11 protein-coding genes and 1 CRISPR repeat array are annotated in these 12513 nt (G+C 72.4%); of the genes, 6 read left to right on the top strand and 5 right to left on the bottom strand.

From position 1 onward, the window contains the following. Positions 1 to 279 precede the first annotated feature (279 nt). Both LPA42_RS23560 and LPA42_RS23555 read left to right on the top strand, forming a co-directional pair. Positions 280 to 1728 (top strand): alpha-amylase family protein, encoded by a 1449-nt coding sequence (locus LPA42_RS23560; RefSeq protein WP_077938837.1) that lies wholly within the window; start codon positions 280 to 282, stop codon positions 1726 to 1728. A 95-nt stretch (positions 1729 to 1823) separates the two neighbouring features. Further along, a complete protein-coding gene (locus tag LPA42_RS23555; protein ID WP_228986861.1) occupies positions 1824 to 2729 on the top strand; it encodes a L,D-transpeptidase in 906 nt (301 codons plus the stop codon). 33 nt (positions 2730 to 2762) lie between these two features. Here the strand turns inward: LPA42_RS23555 and LPA42_RS23550 are convergent, their stop codons facing one another. Then, the gene (locus LPA42_RS23550) at positions 2763 to 3017 is read right to left on the bottom strand and encodes a hypothetical protein (protein WP_077938836.1); all 255 of its coding nucleotides are present in this window, start codon (positions 3015 to 3017) and stop codon (positions 2763 to 2765) included. Then, positions 3014 to 3334, bottom strand: coding sequence for a DivIVA domain-containing protein (locus LPA42_RS23545; RefSeq protein ID WP_077938831.1), 321 nt, complete (start codon positions 3332 to 3334; stop codon positions 3014 to 3016). The genes LPA42_RS23550 and LPA42_RS23545 overlap by 4 nt, the downstream gene beginning before the upstream one ends. A gap of 275 nt (positions 3335 to 3609) precedes the next feature. Here LPA42_RS23545 and LPA42_RS23540 point away from each other — a divergent pair, with 275 nt between their 5' ends. The 3 genes from LPA42_RS23540 (at position 3610) to LPA42_RS23530 (ending at position 6177) form a co-directional block, all read left to right on the top strand. Further along, entirely contained in the window at positions 3610 to 4446 is an 837-nt protein-coding gene (locus tag LPA42_RS23540; RefSeq protein WP_077938835.1) for a helix-turn-helix transcriptional regulator, read from the top strand. Between the two features lie 13 nt (positions 4447 to 4459). Next, the gene (locus tag LPA42_RS23535) at positions 4460 to 4666 is read left to right on the top strand and encodes a DUF397 domain-containing protein (RefSeq protein WP_077938830.1); all 207 of its coding nucleotides are present in this window, start codon (positions 4460 to 4462) and stop codon (positions 4664 to 4666) included. Positions 4667 to 4854: 188 nt separating this feature from the next. Continuing rightward, positions 4855 to 5811: direct repeats of the CRISPR family, unit length 28 nt; unit sequence CTGTTCCCCGCGCACGCGGGGGTGATCC. 159 nt (positions 5812 to 5970) lie between these two features. Next, a complete protein-coding gene (locus tag LPA42_RS23530; protein WP_077938829.1) occupies positions 5971 to 6177 on the top strand; it encodes a DUF2191 domain-containing protein in 207 nt (68 codons plus the stop codon). A 647-nt stretch (positions 6178 to 6824) separates the two neighbouring features. Here the strand turns inward: LPA42_RS23530 and LPA42_RS23525 are convergent. Beyond that, a complete protein-coding gene (locus LPA42_RS23525) occupies positions 6825 to 8885 on the bottom strand; it encodes a prolyl oligopeptidase family protein (protein WP_077938828.1) in 2061 nt (686 codons plus the stop codon). Positions 8886 to 8995: 110 nt separating this feature from the next. On the opposite strand from LPA42_RS23525, the gene LPA42_RS23520 reads away from it, so the two are divergent. Next, on the top strand, positions 8996 to 10138 hold the full coding sequence (locus tag LPA42_RS23520) for a site-2 protease family protein (protein ID WP_077938827.1): 1143 nt from the start codon (positions 8996 to 8998) through the stop codon (positions 10136 to 10138). 9 nt (positions 10139 to 10147) lie between these two features. Here the strand turns inward: LPA42_RS23520 and LPA42_RS23515 are convergent, their stop codons facing one another. After that, positions 10148 to 11071, bottom strand: coding sequence for a dienelactone hydrolase family protein (locus LPA42_RS23515; protein WP_228986860.1), 924 nt, complete (start codon positions 11069 to 11071; stop codon positions 10148 to 10150). 86 nt (positions 11072 to 11157) lie between these two features. Further along, complete coding sequence (locus tag LPA42_RS23510; protein ID WP_077938833.1) at positions 11158 to 12423, bottom strand: D-arabinono-1,4-lactone oxidase; 1266 nt, start codon at positions 12421 to 12423, stop codon at positions 11158 to 11160. Positions 12424 to 12513 lie beyond the last annotated feature (90 nt).

The following is a 12513-nucleotide window of genomic DNA, read 5'->3' as shown; positions in this document are numbered from 1 at the left end:
GGCGCCCCCACCGGCCGACCCTGCTCCCCCATCGAGTACGGAGCACCGGGTTCAACGGATCAGCCCCGGTCGCGAAATTTCCTGGGTTTTTCTGCGGCACCGTCGAACCGTCCCGGCGTGGGCTGCGTGTAGGGCGTCCCGCGCAGCGACGCCCGTCCATCCGTTGACACCCGCCGCAACGCGCTTGTAACCTTTCCGAAAATTTCAACACTGACTGCAAGATGCCGGCAAGCAGCAGTTCAGACCGCCCCCTCCCCCGACCCCCGTCAGGAGTCCCCGATGCATCGACGTCGATGCCGCTCGGCGGTCCTCGCCCTGGGCGTGATCGCCGGCCTGCTCGCACCGACCGCCGTGGCGGCACCCCCGGCCGCCGCCGCCCCGTCCGGCACGAAGAAGGTCATCGCCAACCTGTTCGAGTGGAACTGGCCGTCGGTGGCCAGCGAGTGCACGAACGTGCTCGGCCCGAAGGGCTACGGCTACGTGCAGGTCTCCCCGCCCCAGGAGCACGTCCGGGGCAACCAGTGGTGGCTGGCGTACCAGCCGGTCAGCTACCGCATCGAGTCCCGCAAGGGCACCCGGGCGCAGTTCCAGGCCATGGTGAACACCTGCCACGCCGCCGGCGTGAAGGTGATCGTCGACGCCGTCGTCAACCACATGTCCGGCCAGGACGCCGGCGGCACCGGCTGGGCGGGCTCCTCCTACGGCCACTACGACTACCCCGGGATCTACCAGACCCAGGACTTCCACCACTGCGGGCGCAACGGCGGCGACGACATCGCCAACTACAACGACCGGTACGAGGTGCAGAACTGCGAGCTGGTCAACCTGTCGGACCTCGCCACCGAGTCCGACTACGTCCGGTCGAAGATCGCCGGGTACCTCAACGACTTGCTCTCCCTCGGCGTCGACGGGTTCCGGCTCGACGCCAGCAAGCACATGCCGGCCGCCGACATCGCCGCCATCAAGGGCAGGCTGTCCCGCTCGGCGTACCTCGTGCAGGAGGTCATCTACGGCGCGGGCGAGCCGATCCAGCCGACCGAGTACACCGGCAACGGCGACGTGCACGAGTTCCGGTACGGCAAGGATCTCGCCCGGGTGTTCCGCAGCGAGAAGCTCGCGTACCTGAAGAACTTCGGCGAGGGGTGGGGCCACCTGCCCAGCGGCTCGGCGGCGGTCTTCGTCGACAACCACGACACCCAGCGCGACGTCGGCGGGGTGCTCACCTACCGCGACGGCGGCATCTACGCGCTGGCCAACGCCTTCATGCTGGCCTGGCCGTACGGCTCCCCCACGGTCATGTCCAGCTACACCTTCAGCAACCGGGACGCCGGCCCGCCCTCCGACGCCAACAACAAGACCCTGAACACCACCTGCTACTCGGGCTGGGAGTGCGAGCACCGCTGGCGGGTCGTCGCCAACATGGTCGGCTTCGCCAACGCCACCCAGGGCGCGGGCGTCGCCAACTGGTACGACAACGGCAACAACCACATCGCGTTCAGCCGCGCCGGCAAGGGCTACCTCACGATGAACGACGAGGACGGGGCGGTCACGGGGCGCTCGTACTACACGGGGCTGCCCGCCGGCCGGTACTGCGACGTGATCCACGGTGACTTCACGGGCGGCACGTGCAGCGGCCCGGTGATCACGGTGGACGCGAACGGCTGGTTCACGGCGAACGTCCCGGCCCACGACGCGATAGCCATCCACACCGCCGCCAAGCTGAGCTGAGGTGTAAGGAAGGGCCCCTTCTTAACGCTTTCTGTATAGGAGGGGCCCCCTGCAATCACCCCCGCCACCGGCCACCCACCGCCTACAGTGCTTTTGTGCTGTTTGACCGGATTGTGTCGCGGTGGGGGCTGGGCTGGCTGGCCGCCGCGCTCGGCGTACCCCTGTTGTTGGCGACCGGGCTGGTCACGGCCCGGGCGCTCACCCCGGAGCCGGCGCGGGTCGCCCCGCCGCCCGCCGCCCCCACCGCGCCCGCCACGGCGGCAACGCCCACCGGCGAGCCGGTGCCCGCCGCCGCGCCCGCGCCGGCCACCCTGCCGGCCGTCACCTACGACCCGGCGCCCGCCGGCTTCCCCGCCGACCCGCGCCCGTCCGATGCCACCCCGCTCACGGAGGGGCTGACGCCGACCCGCAAGGTCGCCGCCTACGACGCGCCCGGCGGCCGGCCGCTGGCCTTCCTCGCCCCCACCATCAACGGCGTCGAGGTGACCGTGCCGGTCGTCGAGCGCCGCACCGGCTGGACGGCCGTCCTGCTCCCCTCGGCCACCCGGCGGATCGCCTGGCTGCCGCCCGACGGCGACTGGGCCACCGTGCCGCTGCGCGACCAGATCGTGGTGGAGCGCCGGCCGCACCGGCTCACCTGGTACCGCGACGGGCACGCCCAACGATCGTGGCCAGTCAGCCTCGGCATGCGCGGCCAGGAGACCCCGCTGGGCCGCACCTTCGTCCTCGGCCGCACGCCTCCCCCCGAGCCCGTGTACGGCGGCGTCGACGTCTTCGCCCTCGGCGCGATCCCCGACGACCCGGACGCCATCCCACCGGGCCTGGCCGGCGCGCACATCGGCCTGCACGCCTGGGAGGACGACGACACCCTCGGCGAGGACGTCACCAACGGCTGCATCCGGCTGACCCGCAGCGGCCAGCGCCAACTGCTCGACGAGGTGCGGCCGGGCAGCGTCGTGCTCGTCGTGGACGCCCTGCCCACCCCGCCCGCCACCGCGTGACACCGGCCCCGGCCGCCGGGAGACACCGCACGCTCACCGCCGCCCCGGCCGGCGGGAACACGCGCCGTCGTGGTCCGGCCGCAGCAGGCACCGCCGGCCACCGGCCATGATCCGGTCGCAGAAGACCCAGTGTCGTACGTTCTGGTCGTCCTCCCGCGACACGGTCGCGCCCCCGGGCTCGGTCTGCGGCAACACGTGCGTCCAGTGCGCCACCACCCGGGCCAGCCGCTGGGCCGAGAGCAGGTCGTTGGCGACCACCGGCAGGTGGATGACGAACCGCTCGCTCACCGGCCCCACCCCCGCTCGTTACGGGCGGGCGACGCCTCGGAGCGCAGCCGGCACAGCGCAAGCTTGACCTCGCTGGCCTCCCGACGGCTCTGCGCGAGCGCCTCGTGCGCGGCGGCCAGCTCGACGGCGACCCGCTCCAGGAACTCCCGCACCTCCTGCGGGTCGAGGCCACGCCGACCGAACCGGGCCGACCGGAACCGCCGCTCACGCACCTGCCAGGGCAGCAGCCGGCGACCCGCCGCCGGCTGACGCCCGGCCGCGCCGTGGACCGGCGGCCAGCGACGCGGCCGGGACCGGCGGAACAGGAAGACGCGCATGACAGACCTGCCTCTCGTCGAGATTGACCTGTGGAGGAACGGGTCCGCCGGCCCGCACCGCACCGGCGGATCCGCCCGGCACCTGCCACCGCAGCCTTCGATCAGCGAGTACGACAGCAGGGCACCCATGGCCACCGCCGGCCCAGGGAGACGAGATCGTCACCCAAGAGGTTGATGGCTTCACTCATCGTGCACAGAACTAGTCCCGATCCGCAACTCCCGATTCGGGCCAGACCCGTTGCGCACCGGGTCCACACCGGTCCACAATGCTCGACATGACTGGAAGCCCGACCGTTCGTCGGCGTCGGCTGGCCGCCGCCCTTCGCCGCCTCCGTGAGCAGACCGGCATGACCGCCGACCAGGCGGCAAAGGAGATCGGCATCTCGAAGTCCGCTCTGAGCCGGATCGAGAACGCGCAGGTCTCGGTGATGCCGCCGGTCGCCCGCGGCCTCCTCGAGCTGTACGGGGTCGAGGGCGAGGAGGTCGACGCCCTCGTCCAGGTTGCCCGTGACGCCCGCAAGCGCGGCTGGTGGCAGGCGTACGACGACGTGCTACCCGACTGGTTCGAGGTCTACGTCGGACTCGAAGCCGAGGCATCGGAGATCCGCGCCTTCCAGCCTCAGTTGATTCCGGGCCTGCTCCAGACCGCCGACTACGCCCGCGCGGTCATCCGCGCCGAGCACCCGGACGCCAACAGCGAGGAGGTGGAGCGGCGGGTGGAGTTGCGCATCCGCCGACAAACTACGGACACCCCGCCTGACCTCTGGGTGGTACTGGACGAGGCGACCCTGCGGCGGCCCGTCGGCGGGTCCGAAGCGTTCAAGGCGCAGCTACAGCGACTGGCCGACGAGGCCGATCGCCCTGGTCGAACCATCCAGATCTTGACCTTCGCTGCCGGCGAATACGGGTCGATGGGCAGTGCCTTCAGCGTGCTGGCCTTCCCCGAGCCGGCCGATCCCGGGGTCGTCTACGTCGAAACCCGTGCGGGTAGCCTCTATCTCGAAGGCCAACAGGTCAGGGAGTACAGCCGCGTCTTCGAACACTTGGTCGCCACGGCGGCCGGCGCTCGGGAGTCGCGCGACCTGATCCAGGAGGCGATCGACGGGCTGTGAGAGGACGGCGCGGGTGGAAGAGATCAACCAGGCCTCGGCGACCTGGCGAAAGAGCACCCGCAGCAACGGCTCCGGAGACTGCGTAGAGGTCGCGGGCCTGCCAGGCAAGATCGGCCTCCGCGACAGCAAGGACCCGGCTGGTCCGGTATTGATCTTCGAGCAGGCCCCCTGGGCCGCCTTCATCGAAGGAGTCAAAACGGAAGGGGCCGGCCGCGAGTAACCAACGGTTGAGCCGGCATGAGGCCTGGTGTTACCCCAGCCCTTGCTTAGCCCTCCCGACAGCAAACGGCGTCCAGCCCATCCGTTGCACTCGACCGAACAAGACAGCCGACAGCGGACGAGGTGATCTTGGCAGGCAAAGTGAATGAAATTGACGGAGTTGATCTATAGCGCCGCAGGTCAAGAAGCCTGTTCCCCGCGCACGCGGGGGTGATCCTGAGCGCCATGCCCTTGATAAGACCACCACGGTTCTGTTCCCCGCGCACGCGGGGGTGATCCGTCGATCATCGTCTACCCCGTGCGGTCCACGGTCTGTTCCCCGCGCACGCGGGGGTGATCCTCTGCGTCACGATCTCCATCTGCGTAGCCGAAGCTGTTCCCCGCGCACGCGGGGGTGATCCCAGGGCTCACGATACGCCACAACCGGTAGGTATCTGTTCCCCGCGCACGCGGGGGTGATCCCAGTCTCCCGAGCCGCCGCCGCCGCCGCAGCTGTTCCCCGCGCACGCGGGGGTGATCCGAGTGCCTGCACGTCGTGGTCGACCCGGACCACCTGTTCCCCGCGCACGCGGGGGTGATCCTCGCACGGTCGATTCCGTGGCCCCCGCCTGCATCTGTTCCCCGCGCACGCGGGGGTGATCCGAAGGAGATCGAGGCGCTGACCGGCTCGTACCGCTGTTCCCCGCGCACGCGGGGGTGATCCCGGCTACGGGTGCGCGCGGGCCAGAGTGCCGAACTGTTCCCCGCGCACGCGGGGGTGATCCCGGCTACGGGTGCGCGCGGGCCAGAGTGCCGAACTGTTCCCCGCGCACGCGGGGGTGATCCCGCCTCCGGCAGCTGGAGCCCCTTGCGGCCGTCCTGTTCCCCGCGCACGCGGGGGTGATCCCGTGATCTCGACGTGGGTGCGGGTGTGCGTGCGCTGTTCCCCGTGCACGCGGGGGTGATCCCGTGCTCCGCCGAGCCCGACCCGGCCGCCCTCGCTGTTCCCCGCGCACGCGGGGGTGATCCTAACGCGAACACCGCGTGGGGAACCTGCACCGGCTGTTCCCCGCGCACGCGGGGGTGATCCCAGACGGGCGTCTGTCGCCGACAGCGTCCTCGCCGAGCAGGGCGCGGGGCAGTTCCCACGCACACGGGGGTTGATCCCTTGACCGTCAACTGGCCGGGCCCGCCGGGCCCCTGCTCACCGCGCACGGGCCAAGGCAGTCCTGTCGTCGAAACTTGCCCGGCTCACCCATCAACGCGCGATATCCACGGCAGGGGAGAATGGCATCATGCAAGGCGTCCCCGACGAGAGGTGGAACAGTGTCTCGAACCATCATTGTTGCCGATGACCAACCGCTCGGGGAGGCGGCGAAGATCCTCGGCGCTACCATCAAGAGGATCACCACTAGCGCGGCGCTGAAGTCGGCGGTCGACCGAAAAAAGCGTCGGGAGTTCGCCGACTGGCTCAAGAGCGGCGGCCTTCCCGGCTTGGCAGAACCGGTCGTCGGCGAACGGAACAACGCGTGAGTCACGTGAGCCTCCCCCCTGCGCGACAAGTCGACATTGGCCCACTAGCCGAAGCTGGCCGCACACGCCTCGCCTTTGGGCACCGAGGTCATCGGAACATGCGATCCTGCCCAACGAAGTGAATGAAGTCCGTGCAGTTGATCTACGGAACCCCAGGCCAAGGAGTCCGTTCCCGCGCACGCGGGGGTGATCCTCGCGGTCATCGCCCGCGTGGTGCCGAGTCAGCACCCCGCACCTGCCGCCAACACAGATCTTGGACGGTTGTTGTCATCGATGAACGTCAGTTGTCCAAGTTCTCGCCGCACGTCCCGCCGCACCCGGCACCGACCACGCTGCTCGCGTTGTCGACCCGATCCAACTGAGTCCGAGCGGGATAGACGCGGAGTGAACGTCGAGTCGGCACGCCCCCGCAGGCCCGACTCGTTGCCAGCCGGGCACCCCGGCATAGCGGGGCGGCACCCCCAGAGCACGCGGCAAAGGGCACACGACAAAGGGGCACGCAGCAACAGGGCACGCAGCCATGATCGTCTGCTGATTATGGAGACGGGCGGCGGCGTGTCGTCTCTGGAAACGACAGACGATCATGGCTGAACCGACGGCACCCCCACAGCGAAGACGCCAGCCGGCCGGGCAGAAGCAGGGCGAAGCTATGCCGGCCCGCCCAGATGCCGCCAGAGGAACTCCAGGGTCAGGGCCCACACGAACGCCCGCTGCGCGTTGTTCGCCGCCGCGCCGTGCCCGCCCTCCACGTTCTCGTAGTACGCCACCTCGTGCCCGCGTTCGCGCAGCCGGGCGGCCATCTTGCGGGCGTGCCCGGGGTGCACCCGGTCGTCGCGGGTGGAGGTGACCAGCAGCGTCGGCGGGTACGCCCGGTCCTCGTCGACGTTGTGGTACGGCGAATACTCGCGCAGGTAGGCCCAGTCGGCGGGGTCGTCCGGGTCGCCATACTCGGCCATCCAGGACGCCCCGGCGAGCAGCTTGTGGTAGCGGCGCATGTCCAGCAGCGGCACGTGCGCGACGACCGCGCCGAACAGCTCGGGATAGCGGGTCAGCATCACGCCCGCCAGCAGGCCGCCGTTGCTGCCGCCCTCCATGCCGAGGCGCGCCGGGGTGGTGATGCCCCGGGCCACCAGGTCGGCGGCGACGGCCGCGAAGTCCTCGTACGCCCTCGGTCGGTTCTCCCGCAGCGCGGCCCGGTGCCACGCGGGGCCGTATTCGCCGCCGCCCCGGATGTTCGCCACCACGTAGCTGCCGCCCCGGGCCAGCCAGCCCCGGCCGACGATGCCGCTGTAGTGCGGCAGCTCGGGGACCTCGAAGCCGCCGTACCCGGTGAGCAGGGTCGGCCCGCCCGCCGCGTCGGGGTCGCCCACCAGGAAGTACGGCACCCGGGTCCCGTCGGCGGAGGTGGCGAAGTGCTGGCGTTCGGTCAGGCGGGCGGCGTCGAAGAACGCCGGTGCCCGCTTGAGCGTCTCGACCGGGCCGCCGACCTGCCCGAGCCGCAGCGTCGCCGGCTGCCGGAACCCCTCGGAGGCCAGCAGGTACGCGTCGCCGACGTCCGGGTCGGTGTCCACGAGCCGGGTGTGCTCGAACTCCGGCACGCCGGCGAGCGGCTCCCGCCGCCAGTGCCCCGCCGGGCCGGGAGCGCCGGGGACGCCGGGGGTGAGCACCTCCAGTCTGCTGCGCACGTCGGCGAGGGTGGCCAGGATCAGGTGGCCGTGGGTCCACGCGTGGTAGCTCAGCGCGGTGCGCTCGTCCGGCGTGAACAGCGTCGTCAGCTCCCGCGCACCGGCGAGGAACGCGTCGAACGGGGCCGCCAGCAGCGCGCCCGCGGGATGGGTCACCCCATCGACCGTCCACGGCGAGCGCAGGCCGATGACCAGCCACTCCCGGTGCGCGTCCCAGTGGGCGTCGGACGGCACGTCGATGCGTACCTGCTCCCCGGCCGGCGTCAGCAGGTACGACTCCGAGCGGAAGAAGTCGAGGCGGCGGCCCACGAAGGTGCGCTCGAAGCCGGGCGTGTGGTCGTGCGAGGCGTACGCGGAGACGTCGTCGGCCTGGCCGGCGAAGACGACCTCGGCGGACGGCAGTGGCGTGCCCCGTCGCCACCGGCGGACCGTGCGGGGGTAGCCGGAGGTGGTGAGCGAGCCGGGCCCGAAGTCGGTGGCGACGAGGATGTGGTCGGCGTCGACCCAGGTGACGTCGCTCTTGGCCTCGTCGAGGGTGAAGCCGTCGGCGACGAAGGCCCGGCGGACCAGGTCGAACTCGCGCACGACGGTGGCGTCAGAGCCGCCCCGGGAGAGGCTGACCAGGCAGCGGTCGTGCCCGGGGCGCAGCACCGTCGCCCCCTGCCAGATCCAGTTCTCGCCCTCCTGCGCGGCCAGCGCGTCGACGTCGAGCAGAACGTCCCAGTGCGGCTCGGGCCGGCGGTACTCGTCTCCGGTGGTGCGCCGCCAGATCCCCCGGGGGTGGGCCGCGTCGATCCAGAAGTTGTAGTAGAGGTGGTCGCCGCGCCAGGTCGGGTAGGGGACGCGGTCGTCGGCGTCGAGCACCTCGCGGATCTCGGCCCGCAGGGCGGCGAACCGGTCGCCGCCGGTGAGGGCGGCCATGGTCTCGGCGTTGCGGTCGCGCACCCAGCCGGCGGCGTCCGGGCCGTCCAGGTCCTCCAGCCAGCGGTACGCGTCGTCATCCTCGTCGATCAGCCTCGTCACGTTTGCCACTATTCCCGGCCGGGTCAACCCCCGGCGACGCCGCTGGTGACGCGGGTGCGGGGGACCATCGGCCCTGGCATGGGCCGCGTTTCGCGGGGTATGACGGGCAGATGAGGGCGAGTTTCCGGATCGGCCGGATCGCGGGCGTACCCGTCGGGGTCAACTGGAGCGTCCTGGTCATCTTCGGGCTGATCGCCTGGGGGCTGGCGGGCAGCCAGTTCCCCCGGTCGTATCCGGACCGGCCGACCTGGGCGTACGTGCTGGCGGGGCTGAGCGCGGCCGTGGTGTTCTTCCTCGGGCTGCTCGCCCACGAGGTGTCGCACGCCGTGGTCGCCAAGCGCAACGGGCTGGAGGTCTCCGGGATCACCCTGTGGCTGTTCGGCGGGGTGGCCGAGCTGCGCGGGGAGGCCCGCGACCCGGGGGCGGAGCTGCGCATCGCCGGCGTCGGGCCGCTCGTCAGCCTGATCATCGGCGTGTTCTTCGGCGGCGTCGCGGCGCTGCTCGCCCTGGCCGGGGTGCACGGGCTGCTGCTCGGCGCGCTGGCCTGGCTGGCCGGCATCAACATCCTGCTGGCGGTCTTCAACGTGCTGCCGGCCGCCCCGCTGGACGGGGGCCGGCTGCTGCGGGCCGCCGTATGGAAGGCCACCGGCGACCGGACCCGGGCGTCGGTGGTGGCGGCCCGCGCGGGCTGGGTCCTCGGCGCGCTGCTGATCGCGCTGGGCCTGTGGCAGTTCCTGCGCGGGGCCGGGGTCGGCGGGCTGTGGCTGGCGCTGATCGGCTGGTTCCTGATCGGGGCGGCCGGGATGGAGGAGCGGCAGGCCCGGATGGGCAGCGCGCTGCGCGGGGTGCGGGTCGCCGACGTGATGACCCCGCAGCCGCAGACCGCGTCGGGCGACATGACCGTGGCCGACTTCGTCGACCACTACCTCTTCGCGTACCGGCACTCGGCGTTGCCGCTGACCGACGAGGGCCGGCCGGTCGGCCTGGTCACCCTCGACCGGGTACGCGGCATCCCTGCCGACCGCCGGTCGGCGACCACGCTGGCCGAGGTGGCCTGCCGGGCCGACCAGCTCGTGCTGGCCGACCCGGACGAGCAGCTCACCGACCTGTTGCCCCGGCTCAGCGAGTGCGCCGACGGCCGGGCGCTGGTGGTGGCCGGCGGGCGGCTGGTCGGCATCGTCTCGCCCAGCGACATCAGCCGGGCGGTGCAGCGCGGCAGCCTCCGCGACCAGCCGACGCGGGCAGGCGGCTGAACGGGCCGGTCAGGAGTGCGGGCAGGTGTCGCGGTACTCCTCGATCGCGCTGCCGCGCGGGGCGGGGCAGAGGAACTGCTCGTAGCGGGTGTCGTCGTCGACGAACCGCTTGAGCCAGGAGATGCTGTACTTCGCGATCGTCACGTTCGGCGAGGTGGGCGCGGAGTGGCTGGCGGCGTTCAGCTCCAGGTACGCCTTGTCGAGGCTGGCCGGCAGGCTGGTGTAGAACGGCTCGGAGTGTGAGGTCACCGGGGCCACCGTGTCGTTCTCGGCGCCGACGACGAGGGTCGGCACGCGTACGCCGGACCAGTTCTTGGTGGTGTGCCAGCCGGTCAGCGGGATCGCCGCCTGCAGGGAGGGCCGGGTGTTCGCCGCCGCGAGGGTGCCCCCGCCGCCCATGGAGTAGCCCATGACGGCGAGCCGGTTGCGGTCGATGCGGCTGCGCACGGCGCTGGTGCCGACCAGGTAGTCCAGGGCCGCGAGGAGCTGGGTGCCCCGGCTCGCCGGCTGGTCGTACACCGAGAGGGTGTCGATGGTGGCCACGACGAAGCCCTGGGAGGCGAGGCGGGGGCCGAGCCAGGCCACGGCGGACTGGGTGTTGGTGAAGCCGGGTGCGATGGCGACCGCGCCGAAGGTGCCCTCGGCGGTGCTCGTCGGATACCACACGGTCGCGCCGCCGAAGCCGGTCACGGCGGAGCGGGCGACGGTGAGCTGGGCGGTGGCGAACGGGCCGGTGGTCGCCTCGATGCTCGCCACCGTGGGGTCGGGGCCGCGCTCGTAGGGGTTGTCGGCGTGGGCGGGGGTCGGGCCGGCGACGGCCAGGGCGAGGGTCGTGGCCAGCGCGGCGACGACGCGCCACGGGCGACGGGGCGCTGCCGGCCGGGAGCGGCCGGGCACACGGGGGGCGGACAGCACGCCAGGATAAATCGACATGCATCATTTTTCCCCGCAGCGGCCGGGCCGGGCCAATCCCGTCGCGCTCCTGTCACGGGGTTATGCCCGGGCCCCGCCCCGCGCCGTCAGCGGAGCAGGTAGCGGTCCAGCAGGTCGGTGCGGAACTTCCCCGCCGGGTCCAGCTCGCACGCCAGCGCCGCGAAGTCGGCGAACCGGGGGTACGCGGCGGCGACCGCCGCCGGGTCGAGCGTGAACACCTTGCCCCAGTGCGGCCGGGGCGCGAACGGGGCGAGCGCCCGTTCCACCTCCGCGAGCACGGGGGCCACCGCGTCGCCGTCGCCGATCCAGGTGAAGTGCACGGCGAGGCTGTCGCGCCCGTACTGCGGGCTCAGCCACAGCTCGTCGGCGGCGACCGTACGCAGCTCGCAGACCTGGAGCACGGCCGCGATCCGGTCCGCCAGCGGGTCCAGCGCGGCCAGCGCCCCGGCCGCCGCCGCCCGGGGCAGGTGGTATTCCGACTGGAGCTCGTCGCCGCTGCTCGGGGTGAAGCCGAGCCGGAAGTGCGGCAGCCGCTCGTGCCACGGCCCCGGCTCGCCGAGCTGGGCGGTGCAGTTCTGGGCCGGCATGCCCGGCACCGGGTGCACGGGCCCGGCCGCCGCCGTGGTGCCCAGCCAGTCGGCCGGCGGCGGCGGGGCGTCGGCGAGCTGCTTGCGCCACACCTGGTCGATCCGGCCGGCCGCGCCGCGCGGGTCGTCGGCCCCGCCGCGCCAGTCGGTGAAGAGGCTGACGCTGTACGCCGACGCGAACGCCTCGTCCAGCGCCGCCCTCGGCAGGCCGAGCCGGACGTACTGCCGCACCTCGAAGGCGGGCACCACGTCCAGGGTGAGCCGGGTGACCACGCCCAGCGCGCCGAGCGCCACCACCATCCCGGCGAACCGGTCGCCGTCGGCGTCCCGGCGTACGGTCAGCAGGTCCCCGTCGGCCGTGACCAGCTCCAGCGCCGAGACGGCGGTGGCCAGGTTGCCGATCCCGTCGCCCGAGCCGTGGGTGGCGGTGGCCACCGCGCCGGCCACCGAGATGTGCGGCAGCGACGCCATCGTCGGCAGGGCGAAACCGGCGGCGTGCAGCCGGGTGGCCAGGTCGCCGTAGCGCATGGCGGCGGCGACGGTGACCGTCGCCCGATCCCGGTCGACCTCGACCGTCTGCGGCAGCCCGGCCAGCGAGACCAGGTCACCGGCGGTGTCGCCGAGCCGGTTGAACGAGTGGCCCGTGCCGACCGCCCGGATCCGGTCGCTGCCGGCGACGAGGCGGCGCAGCTCGTCCAGGCCGGTCGGGCGGTGCCGCCGCGCCGCCGCGTAGCGGACGTTGCCGGCCCAGTTGCGCTCCGGCACGCCGGTGCCCGGCCCGTTCCCGCCTGGCTTCCCGTCGGTCGCGTCCACGTGCCCTCTCCCGTCACTCGGCGTCGTCGGGTCGACACCCGG

This window comes from Micromonospora sp. DH13 (assembly GCF_020873825.1).
Taxonomy (GTDB): domain Bacteria; phylum Actinomycetota; class Actinomycetes; order Mycobacteriales; family Micromonosporaceae; genus Micromonospora; species Micromonospora haikouensis.
The sequence above is the reverse complement of the archived record's forward strand: the minus strand, read 5'-3'. Positions and strand labels throughout refer to the sequence as shown.